General features: G+C 43.1%; 22 protein-coding genes and 1 tRNA gene. 11 read left to right on the forward strand and 12 right to left on the reverse strand.

The window, feature by feature from the left end:
* Entirely contained in the window at positions 1 to 2,481 is a 2,481-nt protein-coding gene (locus ACQY1Y_RS02390) for a CPBP family glutamic-type intramembrane protease (RefSeq protein WP_430013893.1), read from the reverse strand.
* Between the two features lie 497 nt (positions 2,482 to 2,978).
* Positions 2,979 to 4,715: an IS1634 family transposase gene (locus ACQY1Y_RS02395; RefSeq protein ID WP_430014635.1), complete on the reverse strand. Its 1,737-nt coding sequence runs from the start codon at positions 4,713 to 4,715 to the stop codon at positions 2,979 to 2,981.
* 363 nt (positions 4,716 to 5,078) lie between these two features.
* Here ACQY1Y_RS02395 and ACQY1Y_RS02400 point away from each other — a divergent pair, with 363 nt between their 5' ends.
* From ACQY1Y_RS02400 to ACQY1Y_RS02440, 9 genes are all read left to right on the forward strand, one after another.
* On the forward strand, positions 5,079 to 5,594 hold the full coding sequence (locus ACQY1Y_RS02400; RefSeq protein ID WP_069475255.1) for a hypothetical protein: 516 nt from the start codon (positions 5,079 to 5,081) through the stop codon (positions 5,592 to 5,594).
* Between the two features lie 90 nt (positions 5,595 to 5,684).
* The gene (locus ACQY1Y_RS02405) at positions 5,685 to 6,170 is read left to right on the forward strand and encodes a DUF29 domain-containing protein (protein WP_002737591.1); all 486 of its coding nucleotides are present in this window, start codon (positions 5,685 to 5,687) and stop codon (positions 6,168 to 6,170) included.
* Positions 6,171 to 6,276: 106 nt separating this feature from the next.
* A complete protein-coding gene (locus ACQY1Y_RS02410) occupies positions 6,277 to 7,176 on the forward strand; it encodes a lysophospholipid acyltransferase family protein (RefSeq protein WP_002737483.1) in 900 nt (299 codons plus the stop codon).
* A 141-nt stretch (positions 7,177 to 7,317) separates the two neighbouring features.
* Complete coding sequence (gene fabG, locus ACQY1Y_RS02415) at positions 7,318 to 8,094, forward strand: 3-oxoacyl-[acyl-carrier-protein] reductase (RefSeq protein WP_002775997.1); 777 nt, start codon at positions 7,318 to 7,320, stop codon at positions 8,092 to 8,094.
* 240 nt (positions 8,095 to 8,334) lie between these two features.
* Positions 8,335 to 9,102, forward strand: coding sequence for a UDP-N-acetylglucosamine--N-acetylmuramyl-(Pentapeptide) (locus ACQY1Y_RS02420; protein WP_002737281.1), 768 nt, complete (start codon positions 8,335 to 8,337; stop codon positions 9,100 to 9,102).
* Between the two features lie 31 nt (positions 9,103 to 9,133).
* Positions 9,134 to 9,871 carry a sulfite exporter TauE/SafE family protein gene (locus ACQY1Y_RS02425; protein ID WP_002735178.1) on the forward strand — a complete coding sequence of 246 codons (738 nt, stop codon included), beginning with the start codon at positions 9,134 to 9,136 and terminating at the stop codon, positions 9,869 to 9,871.
* A gap of 119 nt (positions 9,872 to 9,990) precedes the next feature.
* Complete coding sequence (locus ACQY1Y_RS02430) at positions 9,991 to 10,410, forward strand: tetratricopeptide repeat protein (RefSeq protein WP_430013894.1); 420 nt, start codon at positions 9,991 to 9,993, stop codon at positions 10,408 to 10,410.
* The gene (locus ACQY1Y_RS02435; RefSeq protein ID WP_002754507.1) at positions 10,403 to 11,290 is read left to right on the forward strand and encodes a M48 family metallopeptidase; all 888 of its coding nucleotides are present in this window, start codon (positions 10,403 to 10,405) and stop codon (positions 11,288 to 11,290) included. The genes ACQY1Y_RS02430 and ACQY1Y_RS02435 overlap by 8 nt, the downstream gene beginning before the upstream one ends.
* A tRNA-Leu gene (locus ACQY1Y_RS02440) sits at positions 11,269 to 11,353 on the forward strand. Before ACQY1Y_RS02435 ends, ACQY1Y_RS02440 begins: the two co-directional genes overlap by 22 nt.
* 779 nt (positions 11,354 to 12,132) lie before the next feature.
* Here ACQY1Y_RS02440 and ACQY1Y_RS02445 read toward each other — a convergent pair.
* Both ACQY1Y_RS02445 and ACQY1Y_RS02450 read right to left on the reverse strand, forming a co-directional pair.
* Positions 12,133 to 12,603, reverse strand: a complete 471-nt coding sequence (locus ACQY1Y_RS02445; protein ID WP_103113143.1) for a type II toxin-antitoxin system VapC family toxin — start codon at positions 12,601 to 12,603, stop codon at positions 12,133 to 12,135.
* Positions 12,600 to 13,367 carry a hypothetical protein gene (locus ACQY1Y_RS02450; RefSeq protein WP_016515559.1) on the reverse strand — a complete coding sequence of 256 codons (768 nt, stop codon included), beginning with the start codon at positions 13,365 to 13,367 and terminating at the stop codon, positions 12,600 to 12,602. Before ACQY1Y_RS02450 ends, ACQY1Y_RS02445 begins: the two co-directional genes overlap by 4 nt.
* 299 nt (positions 13,368 to 13,666) lie before the next feature.
* Between ACQY1Y_RS02450 and ACQY1Y_RS02455 the strand changes: the two genes are divergently transcribed.
* Positions 13,667 to 14,560 (forward strand): DNA adenine methylase, encoded by an 894-nt coding sequence (locus ACQY1Y_RS02455; RefSeq protein WP_002736931.1) that lies wholly within the window; start codon positions 13,667 to 13,669, stop codon positions 14,558 to 14,560.
* 9 nt (positions 14,561 to 14,569) lie between these two features.
* Here ACQY1Y_RS02455 and ACQY1Y_RS02460 read toward each other — a convergent pair whose 3' ends face one another.
* The 6 genes from ACQY1Y_RS02460 to ACQY1Y_RS02485 all read right to left on the reverse strand — a co-directional run bounded on the left by ACQY1Y_RS02460 (position 14,570) and on the right by ACQY1Y_RS02485 (position 20,528).
* Positions 14,570 to 15,400, reverse strand: coding sequence for a restriction endonuclease (locus tag ACQY1Y_RS02460; RefSeq protein WP_430013895.1), 831 nt, complete (start codon positions 15,398 to 15,400; stop codon positions 14,570 to 14,572).
* A complete protein-coding gene (locus tag ACQY1Y_RS02465; protein WP_036386251.1) occupies positions 15,378 to 15,638 on the reverse strand; it encodes a helix-turn-helix domain-containing protein in 261 nt (86 codons plus the stop codon). The genes ACQY1Y_RS02460 and ACQY1Y_RS02465 overlap by 23 nt, the downstream gene beginning before the upstream one ends.
* 113 nt (positions 15,639 to 15,751) lie before the next feature.
* Positions 15,752 to 17,758: a transketolase gene (gene tkt / locus ACQY1Y_RS02470; protein WP_430013896.1), complete on the reverse strand. Its 2,007-nt coding sequence runs from the start codon at positions 17,756 to 17,758 to the stop codon at positions 15,752 to 15,754.
* Positions 17,759 to 17,840: 82 nt separating this feature from the next.
* Positions 17,841 to 19,091, reverse strand: coding sequence for a beta-ketoacyl-ACP synthase II (gene fabF, locus ACQY1Y_RS02475; protein WP_430013897.1), 1,251 nt, complete (start codon positions 19,089 to 19,091; stop codon positions 17,841 to 17,843).
* Positions 19,092 to 19,160: 69 nt separating this feature from the next.
* Positions 19,161 to 19,415, reverse strand: coding sequence for an acyl carrier protein (acpP, locus tag ACQY1Y_RS02480; RefSeq protein ID WP_430013898.1), 255 nt, complete (start codon positions 19,413 to 19,415; stop codon positions 19,161 to 19,163).
* A 393-nt stretch (positions 19,416 to 19,808) separates the two neighbouring features.
* Complete coding sequence (locus ACQY1Y_RS02485; RefSeq protein ID WP_002737675.1) at positions 19,809 to 20,528, reverse strand: heme oxygenase (biliverdin-producing); 720 nt, start codon at positions 20,526 to 20,528, stop codon at positions 19,809 to 19,811.
* A 510-nt stretch (positions 20,529 to 21,038) separates the two neighbouring features.
* Here ACQY1Y_RS02485 and ACQY1Y_RS02490 point away from each other — a divergent pair.
* Positions 21,039 to 21,779, forward strand: a complete 741-nt coding sequence (locus ACQY1Y_RS02490) for a response regulator transcription factor (protein WP_002736267.1) — start codon at positions 21,039 to 21,041, stop codon at positions 21,777 to 21,779.
* A 492-nt stretch (positions 21,780 to 22,271) separates the two neighbouring features.
* On the opposite strand, the gene ACQY1Y_RS02495 is transcribed toward ACQY1Y_RS02490, so the two are convergent.
* Together ACQY1Y_RS02495 and ACQY1Y_RS02500 are read right to left on the reverse strand one after the other, a co-directional pair.
* Positions 22,272 to 22,439, reverse strand: a complete 168-nt coding sequence (locus ACQY1Y_RS02495) for a hypothetical protein (protein WP_002736451.1) — start codon at positions 22,437 to 22,439, stop codon at positions 22,272 to 22,274.
* A 61-nt stretch (positions 22,440 to 22,500) separates the two neighbouring features.
* Positions 22,501 to 23,664 (reverse strand): LptF/LptG family permease, encoded by a 1,164-nt coding sequence (locus ACQY1Y_RS02500; protein ID WP_002775983.1) that lies wholly within the window; start codon positions 23,662 to 23,664, stop codon positions 22,501 to 22,503.
* Positions 23,665 to 23,820: the final 156 nt, after the last annotated feature.

Here is a 23,820-nt window from a genome sequence, read left to right on the forward strand (position 1 = left end):
TTAAAAACTGCCACGCTTCGATCGCCGTGTCAGTCGAGATAGACCGTTCAAAAACAGCAACCAAACCACCACCACTAACCAATGCACCACCGAGATCGTCCAGAGAGAACCGGTCAGCCAATAGACAACAGTGCAAGTTAATCCCAATAAAGCCGCTAAAATCAAGAAAATAGGCTGAAAAAAAGTCGGATTGCCCTTTTTGTAAAAAATAATTGCATTGAGGGGATGATAGACGGTAAAAAGCGTGATGCTGACCAGAGCAGAGAGGATCAGGTTAGCAGTGGAAGTTGCCGTTTCGGGATGGGGAATTAACAGCACCCGAAAGACGAATTCCTCCCACAATGCCGGGGAGAAAAAACAAAAGACGAGCATTTTCAGTATCTCTAACGGTCTCCGTTCGGGGGAGCGCCAACGTAAAAAACCCGACCAGAAACCGATAGTTAAGGCGATCGCACCGTATAATCCCAATCCAATCGCCGTCACCCCCCAATCCCGACCGGTAAGGGGCAGCACGATCGCTCCCAGGCTGCGACGGAGCATCGGCGCGATCATCGGCATTTCCCCGAATAACTTGGTCGGTGCGAGGGGTAAAATCTCCGGCATCGCTCCCCCGACCTGATTAGTACGGAGGAACCAGAGAGTAGCTCCTGACCGCAAGAAAATCTCACCGATCACATCATTGCTGCCTCGCGGTAACATCGATCGCCAGCTTAGTAGAGCGTTGGCCAGTGTATTTTCCCGAATCAAGCCTTTTCCGCGACTATCGGTGATACCGGCGAGAATTTCGGCGTTTTGCCGCCAATCAGCCCGGATCACCCCCCGGGGAGCTAATACCCGTTCCAAACGATCGCCCAATTGTCCCAAACGTTGAAAACGCAAAGTTTCTGGGTCATCGGCATGGGTTGTCAACCAAGCGGCGATCTGCGGATCGGTTTCAAACTGGTGGCGCAGGGTAGCGATCGTGATATAAAGGGCCTGATTCGAGTCCTGCACGCAGGAAGTCGCAGGAGTAACGCTAGAAACCCCGGTCCCGTCCCCGATCCGGTAGCGAGCCATCATGATCTCTAACTGCTTGCGGAATTCTGTCAGGGGGGACAGAGAAACCCCGCCAAAGTTGTAATCCTCCAAGAGGTCTAATTTTACGATCGCATCGGATAGGGGTCGGGAATTAAGCCATCCCCGCTCTAAACTACCCGTATAGTTCGCCCAACTCTGATATCCCGATAAAATCCCCTGGGGATTGTGTGCATACACCTGATCGTAATCGAGCTGCCACTGCAGCTCTCCCGTCTGGGCATCCCGAATCACTTCGTAGAGAAAATAGGAAAAATGACCTGTTACCGTTGCCAATTGTATTGATTCGCCTTTTTTACCGCCGATTCCCCCGAAGAGATGAATTCCTATGCCTTTATCGCCCTCTTTCCATGATTTTTTTTCACCCTCCGGCAGGACTGTTACCCGACTGGCGGTTCCTTTGCGGGCGGGGGTATCGTTCCAAGTGCCACGGGCGATGTAATCTTGGCCCGATCGCAGCCCAGTCAGGGTTTCCGTCGGCTGCAGTTGAAACAGCGATCGAGGTTTGATTGCTTGAACGGTAAAGAGGTTATCCCGTCCCTGCGCCCCGTAGATATACCAGCCCTCCTTTCCTTCGCTTGCTGCTGCTAACTGTCGAGGGGTCGAGATAAAACGTCCTCCAGAAACTAAGGGTTGTTGGGGAATGCGGATCACTTCCGAGCTGCCGTCGAATTTTCCACTGTCGCGGTTATAGTGTTGCACTCGGAAAAGTTCGCTGCCACAGGGGGGTGAACCGGGGCAAACCTTGGGGATGTCGCTGGAGGTTCGGGGGGGAGCTTCGCCGATAATTTTCACCAATGCCACAAAGCGCCCAGTAACGATCAAGGGCATTCGCTCCACTTGTAATGACGTTTCCCCGATTTCTGCATCGGGAAAGCTGACCACCACATCATCGAGCGGTCGCGATCCGGCGAGCGCTTGCAGTGGTCCGACCCCTGAACGACCATTCAAGCGAGTCGGTAGGATATTTCCCTGTTTTTCACTCTCGATCGCCTCCGGGGTGAAGCGAATATCCTTAGTAACCAGTCCTAAATATCGAGCCAGTGCCGGGGATTGCCGCCAACCTAAACGAACTTTTTGACCGACTAAATCCGGCTGGGGTGCTTGGTAAACCTGCAACCAAGTCCAATCTTCCCCCGGTGTGGCGGAATATTCCTCCGGTTTTGGCAAAATCAGGCGACCGATCCAGGGGGCGATCGGGCGATACCATCGCGGATCGAGGGATTGCTTTAGGGGAAAATAGCCCGGTTGATTGACCGCTAACCGACTCATGATCCAGTAGTCAGCCTTGGCTTCTTCCACAGGCCGCGGACTGAACAGAAAAACCGCTAGAGCGATCGCTGCTAGGGAGAGAAGTATCCAGACAATCCGGGAAATCGTTCTTTTCATGGCATAGCTGACGCTCATAGATCGAGTCAGGTTTCTCCAGCCTACAGCCTTTATACTAGGGTGTGCTGAAAAAGTTTGTTGGTCGGGTTAAGGAGTCAGGAGTCAGTAGCCGGTCGTCAGGAGTCGGGAGTTTCAGGCTTTGTTGCCCTCTCTTTTTGTACCAATATATGTATTATAAGAAGGAAGGATAATGCAAGGTTTTTGAGAGTCCCAATCCGATTTTCGCAGCATGAACATCGGATTTTAACAGGTCAAAAGCCTTATTTTAAAAGGGTTTTACCATTATTCAGCAAACCCTATGCTAAATCCGTTGAGTATAGGCTACTTATCAGGAGAGGCACTCATGCAAAAGGGGGAATAAATAATCAGTTTTTAATAACCGGATTTAGTATTGTAAAGTTTCAATACAAATATAGTCAGATATAGTCAGGCGTGGTAATATATCTGGACTTCCCCGTTGACAAAAGGCCATAACCTATGCTGTAGGAGGGATTAAGAGAATTTCCGCCGCCCCGTTACTGGGTACAAATCAGGGAAACTCCCAATAAATCTAACGCTTTTTGTTGCAGTTGGGTCGGTCGAGTTATCTTAGAAAAACGATAACTTCCCTCCCTAATCGTACATTCCACTGTATTCAAGCAAATTGTCCCCAGGTCTTCCAACAAAGTCCGAAAGCTATGCACAGGGAGGTTCTCTTGATTCCGTTTTTTTCTCTCTTTAGACTGAGCGGATTCACTCCGATTGGCTTTAATCACATTCAGAGAACCATCATCAATTTCTTCATCCTCAAATAACAAAGGAGCCAAGCACTGTTTTAAATGCCATTCCACATAATAAGCCAACATACATAAAAAGATATGAGCTTTGACTCTATCACCCTTATAATGATAGATAGGACGTACCTTTAAATCAATTGACTTATAACAGCGAAATGCCTCCTCCACTTGAGACAAACTTTTATAAGCTTTAACCGTCGTCGCTGCATCCATCAAAGTTGACTCCAGAGAAGTTCTTAACACATACACACCATCCAAAGCCGTTTCTTGAGCGATTAATTCCCGCTGACGCTGATAAGAAAAGCCTTCCTCTGTTATCTCTAAGTTATAGTATTTATTGACCTTAAACTGATTAAGAACCTTGCCCACTCTCAAAGCTATCTTATCTTGACCCTTTAAAGCTCTTTTCTCCCTTTGAGTCGCCTGAACAATCAAATCTAGTTCCTTCTCTACCGCTTCTAATAATGCCTCTCTTTGTAGTTGATTTTTCTGGGCGATTAAGGGATTCCGACAAGCAATTAATCTTTCATCGGGATAATCTTCACTCTCAAATTCCACCAAGTTTACCTGATCAAATAATCCTAATTGAATCACTTCTACCTCAGCCAGTTTCCGAATTTGAGGCTTAGTTAAACCAGTAATATAGTCTAATCCTTCTATGGGTTTTACTAATTCGTTGATTTTCGAGTTAGTTAAAATTCCTCTATCGCTTACCCAGACCACATTCTCAATCACCCAACCCTTTCTGACTTTCTCAATTTGTCCGCTTAAAGTAGCACCGTCTGAAGTGTTTCCTTCAAATACTTCTACCGCTATCGGACAACCCTTGGCTGAACAGAGCAGACCAAAAACTATCTGAGTTTTCCCTTTCTTTTTATCTCGGTTATAACCATATTTTCCCAGTTCACAACCATTTCCTTCTAGGTAGGTAGAAGTGACATCATACAAGACTAATGTTCCTGATTCTAAGTGTTTAATTGCTAGGTGCTTCTCAATTTTCTCTTGTTTTTCTAATAACCAATCTAAGGCGTTATATAATTCGTCTTCATCGGCTTTCTCTAAGTCTAACAATTGTCCTAAACTCTGACTACAAGTCTCGCTATTAAACCCTCTCGCTGTGGCTAGTTTCGATTTAGGATTGATGATTCTTGCCACAATCATCGCCACCACTAAGTTTCTGATTCGTGAGGATTTTTCACTGATTATTTTATCTAAACCTAATTTTTTAATCGTCTCTAAAATAGCCATTACATGACCATGAGGAAGACTTCTAATCACTTCAAAATGATTGGGAATGCCTTCAGTCATGGACAGTGTTGCGCCTTTAAGAGCCAGTTTCAGATTGTCGATAATATCATCGGGTAATTTTGAGAGATTGGCCAGGGTTCTTTTTTTGACTTGATCTCCTTCTCGGTAGGACTCCCGAAGAAGAACGGCGGGGGGGGAATTACGGTTAGGAACTTTTTCTATATACATGGCTATCATTCTAGCAAATAGAGAGAATTCTTGTCCATTAAGAAATGTTACAAATTACATGGGTACATTAAGAAAAGTTAAGGGGCGTATCCATTGATGGATAAGGGTTTTCGGCTATTATAGTATATATGTATGGGGGGAAGTTCAGTTATCTACAAGCATAGCATTTTCCAAAAGTGATAAAAGAAATGTAAAGTTATTTTATAGTAGTTGTCTTTGGTGTCTGTCTGTGTTACAATTACCACAGCTAGTGATTATTAACACTTAGCTGTAGATAAATCATCTTTTTTGAATTGAAATAACGGACTAACCGTGAAACTAATGAAAATTCAAAAAATTTTAAAAGGATCAATGTCGTAGACATTGATCCTTTTAAAAATCCCTTTAGCAACGACTCCTCTGCTCTTGTTCGGTAACAATGCTAAAGCTGAACCAATTAACCAGATTATTTTGGCTCAATCAAAACGGTGCTTGGAACCGGGAGAAAGAAAACAAATTACTTATCAAATTGAGGGGATCGAACGGGAAATAAAACAGCTAGAAGATAGAATAAAAGAACTGGAGAAGAAATTCTCGGACTGGCAGGAGGAGAGGAGGAGATTATATCCATTGTTTGTGCGTTATACAGTTGTATATCCTCGCGAAAACGGTGGAAGACGACATCCTAAAGACCAGGAAATAAAACGTGAGTATGAATATGCTGGACAACAGCTGATTTCAATCAATAAAAAGATGGACGAAATAAGTGCAAAAATATCGAAACTACAAAATACCATCTCATCCCTGCAACGATATCTGAACTTGCCTGACTGTGTCAAGAACCCTTGTCCTTGGAATGATATGGTATGTCAGAATTTGTATGGGGTGCCTGCGCGGTGATTTTTCCCGTGTCACTATCAAAATTAGGAGAAAGTGGCCTAATATATATATGAGGGTGCTTATTTCCTATTAAAAACCGCCAACAACCCAATGAAAACTTTAAATCAGAATCCCTGGCAAGTAGAGGGAGGAGAAACCCTGCCCCTACTTTACGAAATTGATCAACACCTTTGGTTAGAGGAAACAATAAAAATCCTCAAGGAAAATCGCTTAGATGAATTAGATGTAATCCATTTAATTGAGGAATTAGAAAGCTTGAGTAAAAGAGATAAAAACCGAGTCAGTAGCTTACTTGAACAAGTGATCAGGCATTTATTACTTTTACACTATTGGACAACAGAAGCAGAAATAAATCGGAATCATTGGCGAGCAGAAATTATCAGTTTTCGCACGCAATTAAGAAAATATTTAACGACGAATTTACAGAATTATTTAGCTGAGGAATTACCGATAATCTATCAGGATGCTTTCGATTATGTTCAACAAAAAACTGGTTTTTCTGGCGATTTTCCCTCAGAATGCCCTTACAGTTTAGAACAGTTATTAGATAAAAATTGGTTCAACTGTGAAGATTAGACATTAAAGATGATAGAATCATCAAGGAAAGCCGTTCTCAAACGATGGGGTTTTTAACCGAAATTTGCGATAATTAAGATGCGCTTAAATTATCAACTGGGCATCAATGCAGATTTTTAGTTCTTTTGTCTCATCTACGGCGACTTTTGCCGAATTATCCCTACAAGCAGCCAAGGCCCCTGTTGATACCCTCACTGGTTGGTCATTAGAGGATCGCGATCCGCAAGTGATCGAAAAATTTGTCCCCCTTCTGGATTGGTTTTATCACCATTATTTTCGCGTCGAAACCGATGGTTGGGAAAATATTCCCCCCTCAGGACAAGTATTATTCATCGGCTCCCATAACGGCGGTTTAGCGGCTCCCGATATGTTTATGATGATGTATGATTGGTTTCAACGCTTTGGCAGCGATCGCTTAGTCTATGGTTTGATGGATTCGCGAGTCTGGCGATTTTTTCCATCCCAAGCGCATCTAGTGGCCCAAATGGGAGCTATTCATGCTCATCCGAAAATGGCGATCGCTGCCTTGGATAGTGGCGCTAGTGTCCTAATTTATCCAGGAGGTGCTACGGATGTTTTCCGTCCCCACAGTTTAAGAAATAAAATTCATTTTGCCGGTAATCAAGCTTTTGTTAAACTAGCTTTACAGTACGAAGTGCCGATTATTCCCGCCATCTCCCACGGCGCTCACTCGACCCTGTTTGTCCTCGACGATATTTATCCTCAATTAAAAGAATTACATGAAAAGGGTATGCCTTGGCCTTTCGGTATTGACCCCGGGACCTGTCCCATCTATTTCGGTTTACCCTGGGGACTAGCTATCGGTCCCTTGCCGAATATTCCCTTACCCGTAGCGATACAGACGCGGGTTTGTCCCCCAATTATTTTTGAACGTTACGGCAAAAAAGCGGCCCGGGACCGCCGTTATGTACGCGAATGTTATGAGAAAGTCTGTTATTTGATGCAGCAACAACTCGATCAATTAGTGGCGGCCAATTCCCCCTGATACTATACAGGAAAGTGGGGACAGAGCGATCGCCATTGAGGATTGCTGCGGTCAGATTAACCCGCTTGTGAGATAATGAATTGTTTTGAGCAAAGTTATCAGTACAAAGTTTTCTCTTGAGATTTGACGATTATTTGGGGAATGCAGAAAATTATGAAACTATTACCCGCAGAATGCCAGCATTTACAAGACAAAGTAGCCATAGTAACCGGGGCCTCGCGAGGGATCGGTAAAGCGATCGCCTTGGAATTAGCCAGCCAGGGTGCTACTGTAGTGGTGAACTATGCTAAATCTAGTAGTGCTGCCGATGCCGTTGTCGAAGAAATTACCGCGGCCGGGGGAAAGGCAATAGCTCTACAAGCAGATGTGGCTAAAAGCGAAGAAGTGGATAATTTAGTGGACAGTACCAAGCAAAAATTCGGTCATATTGATGTCTTAGTTAATAATGCCGGTATTGCCCGGGATACGCTAATGTTAAGAATGAAATTAGAAGACTGGCAAGCGGTCATCGATCTCAATTTAACCGGGGTTTTTCTCTGCACTCGCGCCGTCGGTAAATTGATGTTAAAACAGAAAAGCGGCCGCATAATTAACATCACTTCTGTATCTGGTTTGATGGGTAATCCTGGTCAATCTAATTACAGCGCCGCTAAAGCCGGTGTTATCGGTTTAACGAAAACTTTAGCCAAGGAATTTGCCAGTCGAGGCATCACTGTTAATGCCGTGGCCCCTGGCTTTATTGAAACTGATATGACTCATGACCTCAAAGCAGATGAAATTCTCAAATATATCCCCCTCTCCCGTTACGGAAAACCGGAAGAAGTCGCCGGCATGGTGCGTTTTTTAGCCGCAGATCCCGCCGCTATTTATATCACTGGTCAAGTCTTTAACGTCGATGGTGGTATGGTTATGGCTTAATTCAGTTATCAGTTATCAGTTATCAGTTATCAGTTATCAGTGATTAGTTATCAGTTATCAGTGATTAGTTATCAGTGATTAGTTATCAGTGATTAGTGATCAGATTAAAGTTTTAAGTTTTAAGTTTTAAGCTTTAAATGATATTATTCACCGCTCACTCTTCACTCTTCACTCTTCACTAATTACTGTTTACTGTTTACTAATTACTGATTACTGTTCACTGATTACTGACAACTGAAAATGACTTACTGTTTAGGAATTATCAATCGTTTTGGCATTGTTATGGGGGCGGATTCTCGCACGAATGCGGGAGTCGATTATATCTCGGCCTATCGGAAATTATTTGACTTTTCGGTGTCGGGAGAAAGGGTAATTATGGTCTGCACATCGGGGAATTTATCGATTAGCCAAGGCGTGATTCACGAACTAAAAAGAGATCTGCACAATCAAGAGGATAAAAGTCTCCATTCTCTGACTCATCTCTACGATATGGCCCACTATATCGGTGATAAAAGTCGTCAAGTACAAGCTAGGGAAAGGACTTGGCTAGAACAAGATAATATTGATTTCCAATGTAACTTTATTCTTGGGGGACAAATTAAAGGAGAAGACCCGCAATTATTCCTGATTTATTCCCAGGGAAATCATATTCAAGCCACCAAAGAAACGCCCTTTTTACAGATAGGTGAAACTAAATACGGTAAACCGATTCTCGATCGCACCATTACCTATGATACACCCCTAGAGGAAATGGCTAAATGTGCCTTACTTTCCATCGATTCGACCATGAAATCGAATATTTCTGTCGGACCGCCTATCTATTTGAGTATGTATGAAGCTAATAGCCTAAGCCTACGTCATAAGTTACAATTGCGTCTAGGAGATCCCTACCTAGCCAAAATGCGGAAACTCTGGGAGGATTACGTCCGGCAAGCTTTCGAGGCTATGCCGAATGTGGAATGGCATTATACTGATGAAGATCCCAAAGAAGATATCATAATAGATTAAGTAACTCTTTGTGAATTAACTTTACAACTCGATGATCATTGTTACCTTGATGTTGGCAGGTAGTCTAGCTTGGTTTTTTAGTACCCTTGCTGGTGGGGGCAGCCCCCTGATTCTACTCCCCGTTTTAGGTTGGTTTCTCGATGCTGCCGTCATTCCTCCGGTTTTGACCACGGGGATGCTAATCGGTAATGTCCAACGCATGGGAATGTATTGGCGCGCCATTGACTGGCCCTCGACGGTGTGGTATTTACCCGGGGCAATTATGGGATCTACCCTCGGCGCTTTTGTGTTTGCCCATTTACAATTCAAATGGTTGCCGCTAGTTTTGGGAATTTTTCTGGTTTTATCCTCGCTTAAACAATTATTTCCCCAACAAGAAAATCCTTTTTTTGAGATTAAAACTTGGTATTTTATGCCCTCGGGATTTATCTACGCTTTCCTGTCAGGATTAGTCGGTAGTACCGGCCCGATGATGAACCTATTTTATATTAACTATGGGCTAGTTAAAGAACCAATGGTGGCAACGAAATCCGTTCACATGGTAGTAGTTCATGTGGCCAAATTAATCGCCTACGCAGCCTTTGGAGTTTTACATCTGCCTTTTCTTGGTTACGGTTTATTGTTAGGATTAGCAGCCTGGCCAGGCAATTGGTTAGGACAAAAAGTTTTAGAAAAAATGAGTCCCCAGCAATTTAAACAAGCAGTGATGTTATTCGTTTCGATGAGTGGCCTATTGATGATCTGGCGAGAACGCGGCATCGTCTTTTAAAATTTTGCTGACAAGGGGACAAATTTTGCTAGAATACTAAATAAAGGCAAATTGTACTAAAACAGTGTAATACGCCGATCACCGTTAGATTTGCTCCTTGATTAACCCCCTAGCTGAAAATGACAGAAATCGCCAATTTTACCCTCGAACAAGGTTTAGAACGCTACCAACAGGGAGAAAACGCTGCCAGTTTATTGCCAGAATTTAAAGAATTAAGCGATCGCACTCCTAAAAATGCCGCCGTTTGGTCCTGTTTGGCTTGGTTATATATGCTCACCGATAAACCGGAATTAGCCCTAAAAGCCGCCCAAAAAGCCGTTAAACTCGATAAAGTTTCCCCCCAAAACCGGATCAATTTGGTTTTGGCTATGTTAGAAACCAAAACCGCCGGAGTTAGAGAACATATCGAACTGGTGCAACAATTAGTTAGTTTAAACAAAGAAGTTCGCCAAGAAGTGGATGAAAATATCGCCGATGGTTTAGCTAGAAAACCCGATTGGAAAAGTTTAGAACGCGTCAAAGTTTGGTTAAATGAATAAGAATATGGAATTATCAAAACAGTTATTACTAGGCTTAAAAGCCAATGATTTTCGGCATCCCATCGACCTAGAGGCGACTAACTCCCTTAAACAGTTGCCCGGTTTAGATATAGCCGTGAGAAGTTTGTTAGGTTCCGTCGCTGAGGAATTCTTTTACCTAAATAATATTGCTGCTAGTGTTTTGGTGGGGGAAAAACAATTACCCGACCTGCATAATCTCCTCCTAGAAGCTTGCCGAGTTCTCGACTTAGAACCACCTCAATTATACATTCAACAAAACCCCGTTCCTAACGCTTATACCTTCGCCATGCGCGGCAAAAAACCGTTTATGGTGATGCACACTTCCCTAATTGAAATGCTGACTCCCGCAGAAATTCAAGCGGTAATCGCCCACGAATTAGGTCATCTCAAATGTGAACACGGCGTTTATCTGACTTTAGCCAATATTATGGTCCTAGCGGCGGGATTGCTGCCCAATTGGGGGACAATGTTAGCACGATCCCTACAGGAGAGAATGTTAGCATGGGTGCGCTGCGCCGAGTTTAGTTGCGATCGATCCGCTTTATTGGCAGTTCAAGACCCAAAAATCGTCATGTCGGTGTTAATGAAGTTAGCCGGAGGTTCCCCCAGTCTCGCACCTTTATTAAATTTAGAGGCTTTTATCGATCAGGCCAAGTCCTACGATGCCGTCAGTGCCTCGGAAATGGGCGAAATGTTAAAGGGTTTGCAAACCCAACAGTTAACCCATCCCCTCCCCGTCCTGCGTGCGCGAGAAATCGATCGTTGGGCCAGTTCCCCCGATTATCACAATTTGTTAAAGGGGCCAAAAATGGGTTATAATGATAAAACTAATGCCAAGGGCGAATGGCGAAATTGGTAGACGCACCACACTCAAAATGTGGCGAGGCAGCCCCTCATGTCGGTTCGAGTCCGACTCCGCCCATTAAAATGACAAAAACCAAGCATAAGAATTTATGGTGCGTTACCGCAATTCTAACCTAGTGTCAGCATTCTTCCCTCGCTTTTAGCGATGGCATGAATGATGATCAGTATATAGACAATTCCCGAAAGCTGTGTTGTAATATCGGCATCCTGATTTGGAGAATAATCGATGTCAGAATACTCAAAACCTTTCGACAACATAAAAAAGACTAAACTGTTTAAGGATAATCAAGCTGGGGCAAGAGTAGGGCTGGCTGGTGGAGCTTGAGCAGCTATAGCCTTAGCAGGAATGTTACCATTTACAGCCCCTGTCTTAACTTTTTGCGGGCTTGGCGGGATGCTGGCTGGAATGATGACAGAACGCAGTATAAAAAAGGAGTTGACAAAATTACTGGTAAAAATAAATAATCCCATCAGACAAAATAAATAAAATTTTGGGATAATTAGGGATGAAATTACAGTTGTGATCCTGGCATTTCTGGCGAGAACAATTGATATTATTGGTTTGATTTGCTGTTAAATCTTTACTCCTGACAACGTACATTTTAAAAGGGCTTCTTCTTGATTATTAATATTAATTTTGCTTAAAAATATTTGCTCTTTTGGTGTGGGCTTCCAAACAAATAGTCCTGTTTCTAAATTGGTCTGAAAGAAAGCATTGGCAAGAGATGTAATCACTAAATCAAAATCTGTTTTAATATGAAGGTATTCCTATCAATTTAGACCTTTTGTGTTCGGTAATTCGATTTGTAATTTTCCTACGCGAGAATGGGTATTTTTTCAAAAAAGATCAAGTTGAACTTCAAAAAAAGGTTTTCTAATTATTAAAGGAGGATCACCGATTTCTCCAGAGAGTTTCAGCAAGCCATCATCAAAAGTATCTAAAACATCCACTCTGGCTTTAATTGCCGTCGCCACATGAGTTGCATCTTTAGGTTTTAGTGCCTGATATTGCCACATCAATTCTCTGGCTAGTTCGCCAACTTTTCTGTCCACATCATAAATATAAATCCACTCATGTCGGAAAAAATCAGAGATTTTTTCCTCACTTTCTTTAGGTAATTTTGGCTGTCCTTTTTCTAATTTCACCACTTCAATAAAAGTAAGAGCAGAAGTCACAATTATTACCTGACCATTTTCAGCTGCTTTGAGAACAGAAATACAATCATTAATTTTATCCTTTTCATTTTTCAGGAAAGCTAAAAAAACACAAGAATCCCAGTAGTGTAGCTTTTTTGTTGGACGAATCACTTACTTCCTCCCCAAATTCCGATCATTTCCTCAATGGTAGGTAAATCTTTTTCCTGAGGAAAAAGATCAATTGACTCAACTTTAATACCGATTTTTTCCCCATCTTCTCTAGAGGTAACTATCCCCGATACAGAGACTCTTTTTTCTAGATATTCTTTGATATTATCAAGTAAATTTGGTTCAAAGTAACATTTAACACTTTTATTAGTCAATAAATTGTAAACTCTAAAAATAGGTTGACGACTTACATCAATAGCTTTAAGCACACCTTCTACAGTACCAAAACTTTGATATTTTCCCCCGATAATTTCATCAACATTAGCAATCAAAGCTTGATTCAAGTCGATACACCTCGAATCAAAGCCCAATTGCACCATAAACTCATCTCTTTTTGCCAATATTGCTAATGATCGCGCACTTTCTAAAGCTCGATCAGAAAAATACTCAGGGCGAATCGGATGTTCTAAAATTGTTACTATTCCCCTTTCTACAGTCTTAATAACTTCAGAAATTTGACTAGGTGTAATCTGATCTTGAGGCATTCCTTCTAAAGTAAGATGAATGCTGCCACTATGAATTTGAGAGATTCTCCAATTTATCAGGGGGCGATTTTTGTTAGCAAGGGTTTTATCTACTTCATGGAGTAGTATTGCTAATTGTTCTTGAGCCTTGATAAATTTATCAAAAGACAACAGTGAGCCTTCTATATCTAGTGTTAGGCTCTTGATTGTTTCCTTCGATATAGGGCTTTCCCCTTTAGTCATGGCTCTAGGAATCGTGATAATTATCTCAAGTGTAAAGGTTTTGGCTAACTACTAAAGCTTCCTACTTTACATTTTTACATGAACTAACCCTAAAGCCTAAACTAGGTTGACCTATAACCACAAAAAAACCCGCTTGCGCGAGCTTTTTCCACAAAACCAAAGTTTTAATTAACCTAACAACGCTTTTGCCTTCGCTACCACGTTATCCACGGTAAAACCAAACTTCTCTGACATTCCTAGAGAAAATATCGTAATTTTGTTAAAATAATCTCAAAGAAAAGCCTCTAAAATCAAAGGTAATGTCCAAAATCGCTAAAAAACTTAGTAATTCTCCTTTTCGTTATCCTGGCGGTAAATTTTATGCCCGTAAGCTAATCTTAGCTTGTCTTCCTAGTCACCATAAGTATTGTGAACCCTTTGCGGGGGGAGCATCTATATTCTTTGCTAAGGAAAGTGTAGCAGAGAATATTCTCAATGACAAAGATGAGGAATTAATGAACTGTTATCGACATATCAAAGATCATCTTGATAGTCTAATTGAATTATTAAAAGATCTAAACGCTACCAAAGAATTACACAATTATTATAAAAATGAATTTCAACCAGCCAATGACCTAGAAAGAGCCATGCGTTGGTATTATCTAAATAGAACTTCCTACTCAGGAATTATGAAACTTGAAAATTGTTATTGGGGCTATGGTGATAAGTATTCTATGCGTCCTGAAAACTGGCCTTCTCACCTAAAAACCACTTCGGAAAAACTGCAAAATGTCAATTTATCTTGTTTAGATTTTGAAGATTTAATCAATCAATTACCCGATGATTACTTTTTATTTGTCGATCCTCCTTACTTTCAAGCAGATCAAAATAAATTCTATTCCTGCTTCTTCAGTCTAGAAGATCATGAAAGGTTATGTAAGACGTTGAAAAAACATCAACATCGATTTAAATTTCTTTTGACTTATGATAATTGCTCCGAAATTAGAGAAATGTATGATTGGTGTATTTCTTTACAAGATAATGAATGGAATTACACTATTAATCGAACTGATGATCAAAAAAATGGTTTAAAATTAGAACATGGTTATCAGAGTGAAAGACGCAAGGGCAAGGAGGTATTTATTGCTAATTATGATCTTCAGAAACCTGCAAGATTTACACCTCTACAATTAAGTTTATTCGATGTATCTTGATTCCTAATTTTAATCAAGTAAATCCTCTATTTTTTCTATCGGTAGCCATGGTTGTAGAGGTTCAGCCGTATTAACATCAAAGAAAATTTTGGGATAATTAGGGATGAAATTACAGTTGTTATCGTGGCATTTCTGGCGAGAACAATTGATATTATTGGTTTGATTTGCTGTTAAATCTTTACTTCTGGCAACGTACATTTTTAAAAGGGCTTCTTCTTGATTATTAATATTAATTTTGCTTAAAAATATTTGCTCTTTTGGTGTGGGCTTCCAAACAAATAGTCCCGTTTCTAAATTGGTCTGAAAAAAAGCATTGGCAAGAGATGTAATCACTAAATCAAAATCTGTTTCAATATATTGATCTTTGTGAATATTTAGGCTTGTTGAAGGTATTCCTATCAATTTAGACCTTTGTTCTGCTGCTTTGTATCCTAAGGTTCTTGATCTCATACATTTGACTTCAATAAAAGGTCTGATACCTCCCTGAAGACGGAAACTACCTTTTTTGGCTAACTTACATTCAGCAGAGTATTTTTTGGCGTTTTTTTGATTGATAATAGCTACATCTATATCGTGAGAACCAGCTTGAGGATTTAAGCGAGGATTAGTAACTAAATAATTATTTGCGAGTATTTTTGACAGTTCATCTTGTACAGTGAACTCAAAAAACTTGCCACGAATCATAGGAATAACTTTTGGATCATTGAGAACTTCTGTAATATATTTGATATTCAAACTATAACTCTTACAAAAACTTTCTATTTTTTCAAACCATTCCCATTCAAGCTCGTTATCATGCAAAAACTGCTCAAGCAATTTAATCAAATCTTCTGACATCATCAGTATTTACATCGGAATTTATAGACATAGTGTTAAAAAGCTCCGAAAGACTTATGTTTAATGCTCTACACAAAGAAATCAAGCATAGTAAAGAAGGATTCCTTTTACCACGTTCAAGAAGACTGATGTAAGTTCTATCCAAATTGGCCGCTTCGGCCAACCTTTCTTGGGATAAACCCTTTTGAATGCGAGCATTATGTAAACATCTGCCAAATTGAGCTAAATTGTCCTTTGCCATGCTTCGATTAAACTGCCTGACGTGACCCCTAGTCCACTGACTGACAGTCACAATAGAAAAACAAAAAAATGAGCCAGATTTTTCTGACTCATTACAGCTAAGATTTCAGGTAATTAACCTAACAACGCTTTTGCCTTCGCTACCACGTTATCCAGGGTAAAACCAAACTTCTCTAGAATCACACCTCCTGGAGCAGAAGCGCCGAAGGTATCAACCCCCAACACATCCCCCTCATCGGTGATGTAGCGATGCCAACCCATAGTTGAACCCGCTTCCACCGCAAGACGTTTTTTCACTGCTTTCGGCAGTACCGATTCTTTGTATTCTGCCGATTGTTCCTCAAATAGCTCCCAACAGGGCATAGAAACGACGCGAGCTTTAATTCCTGCTTCTTTCAACACCGCAGCCGCTTTATCGCAGAGATACAACTCGCCCCCCGTACCGATGAGAATGACATCGGGAGTACCTTCACAATCGGTGATAATATAAGCACCTTTAGCCACACCCGCAAGGGAAGTTCCCGCTAAATTGGGCAGATTTTGACGGGAGAGAGCCAATAAAGTCGGGCGTTTCTTTTCGCTCACCGCTACTTTATAAGCGCCAGAAGTTTCCGTACCATCTCCCGGACGCATGACTAACAGGTTAGGAATAGCGCGCAGAGAAGCAACGTGTTCCACGGGTTGGTGAGTCGGTCCATCTTCCCCTAGGGCAATGGAATCGTGAGTCATTACCCAGATGACGCGAGTTTCTGACAATGCCGATAAACGGATAGAATTCCGCATATAGTCGGTGAAAATCAGGAAAGTCGCCCCGTAGGGAATCAATCCCGTGTTATGGAGAGCAATACCGTTACAAATCGCCCCCATCGCGTGTTCCCGCACGCCAAAATGGACGTTACGCTCCTGATAACTGCCTTTTTGGAAATTACCAAAATGCTCTAATTCGGTGTAGTTAGAGTGGGTTAAATCCGCTGAACCGCCGATTAAACCGGGTAAAACCCCCGCAAGGGCATTTAAGCAGATTTCCGAGTGTTTACGACTAGCGAGCGCCTTATCTTCGGGTTTATAAACCGGTAAAGCTTGCTCCCAACCTTCCGGCAGTTGACCGGTGGTTAACTGCTCAAATAAAGCCGCTTCTGCGGGATATTTAGCCTGATATTCGTTAAATAACTTATTCCAGTCCGTTTCTGCCGTCGCTCCCTTGTCCACTGCTTGCCGGAAACGATTTAACACCTCATCGGGAACCACAAACGGCTCGTATTCCCAACCTAAGGCTTTCCGGGTTAACTCGATTTCTGTTGCTCCCAAAGCTGCCCCGTGAACATCGGCGGTATTAGACTTATTGGGGGAACCATAACCGATGGTGGTGGTGATTTTAATCATCGAGGGTTTATCGGTGACAGCTTTGGCAGCCGCGATCGCATTAGCAATGGCATCTAAATCGGTGTTACCATTCTCGACGTGCTGAACGTGCCAACCGTAGGCTTCAAAACGCTTGCTCACGTCTTCGGTAAAAGCGATATCGGTGGAACCATCGATCGAGATATGGTTATCATCGTAGAGAGCGATTAACTTGCCTAAACCCCAGTGACCGGCTAAAGAACAAGCTTCCCCGGAAATCCCCTCCATATTGCAACCATCACCCAAAATGACATAGGTGTAATGGTCGATAATTTTGGCATCCAGTTTATTGAAACGGGCCGCTAAATGGGCCTCTGCTAGGGCCAAACCGACACCATTGGCAATCCCTTGACCCAGAGGACCGGTGGTCACTTCCACCCCTTCCGTGACGAAATTTTCGGGGTGGCCGGGGGTTTTCGATTTCCACTGCCGGAATTGTTTAATTTCCTCTAGGGGAACGCTATCGTATCCGGTCAGGTACATCAAAGCGTACTGCAGCATACAACCGTGACCGGCGGAGAGAACAAAACGATCGCGATTGACCCATTGGGGGTTTTTCGGGTTAAAACGCAGGAATTGATCCCAGAGGACAAAGGCCATGGGAGCGGCTCCCATCGGCAGTCCGGGGTGTCCCGATTTAGCTTTTTCTACGGCATCCACCGCTAAAAAACGTACCGCATTAATACAAAGTTCTTCGAGGGATTGGGAGACTACAACCATAATGTTTTTTAGAATGAACTACAAAAATAAGACCAGGTTAAAGAGGGAGCCACTCACAGATTACTCTTTCAGGGGCATCGACTCAAGCATATTTTCTAAAAGCTAAGGTGACGTTATGGCCACCAAATCCAAAGGAGTTGGAGAGGGCAGCGTTAACTATCTGCTGACGACTTTCGTAGGGGACGTAATCAAGATCACAATCGGGGTCAGGATTGTCCAGGTTGAGAGTCGGGGGAATCCGATCATTAGCGATCGCCATTACCGTGGCCACGGCTTCAATACCGCCAGAACCGCCTAAAAGGTGGCCTGTCATCGATTTGGTGGAACTGACGGGGATTTGGTAGGCCGATTCTCCTAAAGCTTTTTTAATCGCCTTGGTTTCCGTGGGATCATTGGCCCCCGTACTGGTCCCGTGGGCGTTGATATAGCTAATTTCCGCCGGAGTTAAACCGGCATCTTTGATCGCTAATTCGATCGCTCTGGTGGCCCCACGACCGTCGGGAACCGGTGCCGTCATGTGATAGGCATCGCAAGTCAGACCATAACCGATCATTTCGGCGTAAATACGCGCCCCACGAGCTAAGGCCGTTTCTAATTCCTCTATAATCAAGATTCCTGCCCCTTCCCCCATGACAAAACCATCCCGATCCTTGTCAAAGGGACGACTGGCCCGGGTGGGGTCATCGTTGCGGGTGGACAGGGCCTTAGCGGAGGCAAAACCAGCCAATCCTAGGGGAGTAACGGCGGCCTCCGTCCCACCGCAGATCATCGCTTTGGCAAAACCCCTTTGTACTACACGAAAAGCATCGCCGATGGCATTGGAACCAGCAGCACAAGCGGTCACGGTACAGTTACTCGGTCCCTTGGCTCCCGTATGGATAGCGGTTAAACCGGCGGCCATATTGGCAATCATCATCGGGATCATGAAGGGACTACACCGGCCCGGACCTTTTGTCAAGTAAATTTCCTGTTGATCCTCCAGCACTTTTATACCACCTACGCCCGTACCGATTAGTACACCTATATCATCGGCATTGAGAGCGTCGATAACTAATCGCGAATCTTGCAGTGCTTGCAAACTGGCGGCGACGGCAAATTGAGCGAAACGGTCCATGCGCTTTGCCTCTTTGCGATCCACATATTCGTGGGGGTCAAAACCCCGCACTTCCCCAGCAATGCGACAAGCGTGACGGGAGGCATCAAAGTGGGTGATTAAACCAATGCCACTTTTGCCGTTGATTAAGCCTGTCCAATAGTCTGCTAGATTATTGCCGAGGGGAGTGATCGCACCCATCCCCGTGATGACAACCCTTTTTAATGGCAATTCTGTCATGTTTGTTCAAAAATAAGGGCAGATTTTGCCCCAGATATTTAATCCTAATTGTCAATTTTCCCGCAATAATTAGGCGGTTGCTCCTACTTTCTCGTTAATATAATCGGCAGCTTTGCCCACAGTGTCAATTTGTTCGGCTGCTTCGTCGGGAATTTCAATATCAAATTCTTCCTCTAAAGCCATCACCAACTCGACCACATCAAGGGAATCAGCTTTCAGATCATTAGCAAAGCTTGCTTCGGGAGTAACTGTATCCGGATCCTCTACTTCTAATTGTTCCACAACAACTTTTTTAACTCGATCGAAAATGTCTGCTTTACTCATGGATGTCAATTTTTATCCGCTGGTTTACCAGACTCTAGCCCCTAGGGTCTGGGGAAATGGGGCGGTGTTACCATTTCCAGCAATAAATTTCGGTTAGCTTTTTCACTGACCATTTTTCATCTTACTGGAAGTTGTTCCCCTCTTGATGAAGTTTTTTTGCGATCATCAGGGAAATTGGGGTGTAGGGTGTGGGGTAGTGGGGTATGGCGTGTGGAGTGTGGGGAGAATAAATAAAAATAATCTCCCGAATCCTGACTCCTGACTCCTATCTCCCGAATCCTGACGACCGAATAAAAAGCAAAAATATAACGGATAACTCTGAAATTAAGATAATAATCATGGCTGACCATTACCCAAATTTTAGAATTTCCGTTTTTTTGGTTTTCTTGACTACTATTCGGCGGTGGCCAATCCGGTTTCGGTGCTGCCGGTGCTGCGACGACGGGTGAGAGTATTAAAGAGCATAATTCCGATCGCTTTGATTAGATTACCTTCCAACTCTTGGAACATTTTCATGTTCATGCCAAAAGCGGCGTTAGCTTCGGTGACAATGCGATCGGCCATGGCTTGATCTACTGGTAACTCGTCGAGGGTTTGACGATAGTGGTTTTTATAGGCTTTTTCGTCGGTAATATCTTTGAAATCATAGAAAGCTGTGCCACCAGTTTCCAGATTCATCGCTTTTTCGGCGATTTTTTTCAAGATTTGCCCCCCGGACAGATCGCCGAGATAACGGGTATAGGAATGAGCGACTAATAATTCGGGTTCTGTTGTGGCGATTTCCCGAATCCGGTCAACGTAGGCCTGACCTGCGGGAGATAAAGCGATCTCGTTGCGCCAATTTGGACCATAATAAAAATATAAATCCTGTTCTAGCGCATTTTTGCGATTGAGTTCAGGAAAACAGATTTTAGAAACGACGGGATGACTACGAAGTTTTTCCATCTCCTCTTCCATGGCCGAATAGACGAAGTAGAGGTTAGCCACCAGTTTGCGATAGGAAGTTTTTTCCACCACACCTTTGAGAAAACACTTGACAAAACCGACGTTTTCTGCCATGGTGTGAGATTTTTTCGTGCCTTCTCGCAGTTGAGTTGATAAATTAACGCTCATATTATGATCACCTGTTGGGATGAGTAGAATGGATCGGGTTCGTTACAGATGCTTACTAAAACCGCCTATTTTGGTAGATTAAACTGAATCGATCGCTAATTTTATTAAGAATTTTTACAGTGCCGCCGGGGGAGCTTAGGGGGAAAAGTTAGCTCTAGCAGGACTTGAGCGCCGGTTGAAACTGGTATTGAGCCAGATGGCGAAATTGTAAAGATTAGTGAAAAACTGCTGCCTAGGTCATCTTGGGGAGAGAGAGGCTAGGACATAGCACTAATATCGATTATCGAGCAACATTCTTCACACTTCTTATTAATTCTTAACATTCAGGAGACTTAGATCAGCAAAATTTCACAAATTAAAACCGAATTTAGCAATCATGCTTATAATCAGTACAGGATTCTTTATGTTGTGCTAAACTCAAGCCCTTGAGAGACAAAGCCCTAGTTGCGATGTCAGCGAGAACACATTTAGCAACCCCCTACCCAAACCCTTAGTCATAACACTCTGGTAATGCCCCGAATACTTGTAATCGATGATGATCCTGCGATCGCGGAATTAGTCTCCATCAACTTGGAGATGGCGGGTTATGACGTTAACCCCGCAGAGGACGGGATTAAAGGCCAAGCCTTGGCCGTCCAGTTACAACCCGATTTAATCATGCTGGATTTAATGTTGCCCAAAGTCGATGGTTTTACTGTCTGTCAGCGTTTGCGACGAGATGAACGCACGTCAGACATCCCGATTTTGATGCTGACAGCCTTAGGACAAACCCAAGATAAAGTGGAAGGTTTTAACGCCGGTGCCGATGATTACCTGACCAAACCTTTCGAGGTGGAGGAAATGTTAGCTAGGGTACGCGCTCTCCTGAGACGCACCGATCGCATTCCCCAAGCCGCTAAACACTCAGAAATACTCAGTTTTGGGCCTTTAACCCTGGTTCCCGAACGTTTTGAGGCGGTCTGGTTTGAAGGTGTGGTCAAGTTAACCCATCTAGAATTCGAGTTACTCCACTGTCTTCTCCAGCGTCACGGTCAGACCGTTTCCCCCAGTGATATTCTCAAGGAAGTCTGGGGATACGATCCCGATGATGATATCGAGACTATTCGCGTTCACATTCGCCATCTGAGAACGAAACTAGAACCCGATCCCCGCCACCCTCGCTATATTAAAACCGTTTACGGTGCGGGTTATTGTCTGGAGTTACCCACCAATGAACAGGTGGTGCTTGATTCATCGGCGGCAACAGTTTAAACGGGGAGCGATTGTCTAAATAGGCAATAGGGACTATTGTTTCCTCGCTCCTCCTCCTCTTCAGATTGAGAAGGTTTGACCGGCGGTTCGGTTTTGATGGCTATGGCTGAGGCCTCTTTTTGGCCCTGACTATAACCAGGGGAAAACACCCCTAGCAAGTCAGGACAATGGCGGGAGTAATTACTGGTTGAATTTAGTATCAGCAGAAGTCTCTCGCTTTTAGCCATGGGACGGCGCTTTTAAACGGGAGAATTACTTCGCCTTAGGGTTCCCCTCATGAATGCTGAATATATGGGGTTTGCTGAAAAAGTCGCTCAAAGAATTATGCTATTGAGTGCCAATAAGTAGGGAGACGCAATTGTTTGTAGGATAGGTTAGCGGTAGCGTAACCCATGCAGGCCGAGTGCCGATTACAATAACGATAGACTCCTATTATCTCTTTTAGCCAATTGTGGGGAGAAGGCGAGGGGAAAACTCGCCTATTTTCAGGGTTTATTGACCTTCCCGACCGATTTGACGCTCGATAGTTTCGATAGCGGCATTTAATCCCGCTAGACGGGTTTCGAGGTCGTCGCGCATCCATTTGAGGAATGTTAATTTACGCTCTTGACATTCTTGGCGGGAAGTGCTGCCACAAGTGTTGAAGAAAAAGGGAAACATAGATCTAAGGGGTCTGCTATAACTCTACGTCTCCTATCTTGACGAAAATTTTCAAAAAAGTCTAACCGTTAAGTCGCCATAATAACCAGAGACCTAAACCAAAACCGAAAAAGTTAGGCAGCCAGGCAGCTAGGAAGGGGGAGAGGGTGGCGGTTAGTCCCAAGCTGCCGACAAGGAAGTTTAAAAGATAATAGAGGAAAACAATGGCGACACTGAGACCGAAACTGGTTCCCCGACTGATTCTTTGCGGTAGAGAACCCAAGGCACAGCCGATGGTAGCAAAGACGATACAGACAAAGGGAAAGGCGATTTTTTGCTGGATTCGCACTTGAAAAAACCTGACTCTTTTCTCATCGCCACTGAGTTTGAGCAGTTGCACATATTCGATCGCCTGTGGTATGTTCATCTCGTAGGGATCGCGGCTTTGACGAGCAAAATCGAAAGCAGAGCGAGATAAAGCGATTTTTTCGGTTTTAAAGGGGATAACTTGGCTATAGGAGGCGTTAGGGGGGGTTAATTCATAGATAATGCCGTTAAAAAAGTCCCAGACGTTATCGACGGCATTCCAACGGGCCGAATCGGCGATAATAATTTGATTTAATTCTTCTTTTAGCCAACGGATAACGGTGACGGTTTTCATCTTTTCACCGTCGAATTGTTCGGCATAAAATAAACTTCTTAAATTGCGATTAATCGTACCATTTTCTAGGGTTTTTATTTCATAATCGGGATAATAAAAGTCTTTATTTTTCCAAAAATTTGCTTCTTTATTAATTTTCTGCACTAAAATTTCTGTGGCTCGATAATTAGCATTAGGAACCACATATTCGTTCAATAAAAATGTTACCACTGTAACTATTAAACTCAGGCAAAAAGTGGGTATAAAAAGACGGTAAAGAGTGACTCCACAGCTTTGCAGGGCAACGGTTTCACTATCACTACTTAAACGACCGTAGGTGATTAAAGTGGCCAGCAAAAGAGAAACCGGCAGGGAATAAGTAACAAATTCTGGCACTTTTAACAGGAGAATTTCTAGGGCCGAGACAAGGGGTAGATTAGCATCAACTACCTGATTAGCTAAATCGGAAAGATTGCCGATCGCTACTCCCAAAGAGGCAAATAAACCAACACTAAATAAAAATGGGGGTAGTAGTTGGCTGATCAGATAGCGATCAATGAGGGCAATACCTCCATTTACCCAGTAAGAAATCTTTTTCTTAATCATTGATTTTGGTTAACTCACTCCTCTTTCATCCCATTTCCTAACCCGCAGCCGTCTTGCCTATCCCTTCGGTTAGCCTATCATATTTTGTCTTTGACGAAAAACACCGCCGGAGGTTGTATGATTGCGGGGAGAGTGGACAGAAGTAAGGATTTGGGT

Origin of the sequence: Microcystis ichthyoblabe FBCC-A1114 (genome assembly GCF_050500245.1) — a bacterium.
GTDB classification, from domain to species: Bacteria; Cyanobacteriota; Cyanobacteriia; order Cyanobacteriales; family Microcystaceae; genus Microcystis; species Microcystis ichthyoblabe_A.

What these genes read in the sequence shown, in the direction of transcription:
- ACQY1Y_RS02390 (WP_430013893.1), bottom strand. Translation starts at nt 2,481, where the DNA reads ATGAGCGTCAGCTATGCCATGAAAAGAACGATTTCCCGGATTGTCTGG.
- ACQY1Y_RS02395 (WP_430014635.1), bottom strand. Translation starts at nt 4,715, where the DNA reads ATGTATATAGAAAAAGTTCCTAACCGTAATTCCCCCCCCGCCGTTCTT.
- ACQY1Y_RS02405 (WP_002737591.1), top strand. Translation starts at nt 5,685, where the DNA reads ATGAAAACTTTAAATCAGAATCCCTGGCAAGTAGAGGGAGGAGAAACC.
- ACQY1Y_RS02410 (WP_002737483.1), top strand. Translation starts at nt 6,277, where the DNA reads ATGCAGATTTTTAGTTCTTTTGTCTCATCTACGGCGACTTTTGCCGAA.
- fabG (WP_002775997.1), top strand. Translation starts at nt 7,318, where the DNA reads ATGCAGAAAATTATGAAACTATTACCCGCAGAATGCCAGCATTTACAA.
- ACQY1Y_RS02420 (WP_002737281.1), top strand. Translation starts at nt 8,335, where the DNA reads ATGACTTACTGTTTAGGAATTATCAATCGTTTTGGCATTGTTATGGGG.
- ACQY1Y_RS02425 (WP_002735178.1), top strand. Translation starts at nt 9,134, where the DNA reads ATGATCATTGTTACCTTGATGTTGGCAGGTAGTCTAGCTTGGTTTTTT.
- ACQY1Y_RS02430 (WP_430013894.1), top strand. Translation starts at nt 9,991, where the DNA reads ATGACAGAAATCGCCAATTTTACCCTCGAACAAGGTTTAGAACGCTAC.
- ACQY1Y_RS02435 (WP_002754507.1), top strand. Translation starts at nt 10,403, where the DNA reads ATGAATAAGAATATGGAATTATCAAAACAGTTATTACTAGGCTTAAAA.
- ACQY1Y_RS02450 (WP_016515559.1), bottom strand. Translation starts at nt 13,367, where the DNA reads ATGACTAAAGGGGAAAGCCCTATATCGAAGGAAACAATCAAGAGCCTA.
- ACQY1Y_RS02455 (WP_002736931.1), top strand. Translation starts at nt 13,667, where the DNA reads ATGTCCAAAATCGCTAAAAAACTTAGTAATTCTCCTTTTCGTTATCCT.
- ACQY1Y_RS02460 (WP_430013895.1), bottom strand. Translation starts at nt 15,400, where the DNA reads ATGATGTCAGAAGATTTGATTAAATTGCTTGAGCAGTTTTTGCATGAT.
- ACQY1Y_RS02465 (WP_036386251.1), bottom strand. Translation starts at nt 15,638, where the DNA reads ATGGCAAAGGACAATTTAGCTCAATTTGGCAGATGTTTACATAATGCT.
- tkt (WP_430013896.1), bottom strand. Translation starts at nt 17,758, where the DNA reads ATGGTTGTAGTCTCCCAATCCCTCGAAGAACTTTGTATTAATGCGGTA.
- fabF (WP_430013897.1), bottom strand. Translation starts at nt 19,091, where the DNA reads ATGACAGAATTGCCATTAAAAAGGGTTGTCATCACGGGGATGGGTGCG.
- acpP (WP_430013898.1), bottom strand. Translation starts at nt 19,415, where the DNA reads ATGAGTAAAGCAGACATTTTCGATCGAGTTAAAAAAGTTGTTGTGGAA.
- ACQY1Y_RS02485 (WP_002737675.1), bottom strand. Translation starts at nt 20,528, where the DNA reads ATGAGCGTTAATTTATCAACTCAACTGCGAGAAGGCACGAAAAAATCT.
- ACQY1Y_RS02490 (WP_002736267.1), top strand. Translation starts at nt 21,039, where the DNA reads ATGCCCCGAATACTTGTAATCGATGATGATCCTGCGATCGCGGAATTA.
- ACQY1Y_RS02495 (WP_002736451.1), bottom strand. Translation starts at nt 22,439, where the DNA reads ATGTTTCCCTTTTTCTTCAACACTTGTGGCAGCACTTCCCGCCAAGAA.
- ACQY1Y_RS02500 (WP_002775983.1), bottom strand. Translation starts at nt 23,664, where the DNA reads ATGATTAAGAAAAAGATTTCTTACTGGGTAAATGGAGGTATTGCCCTC.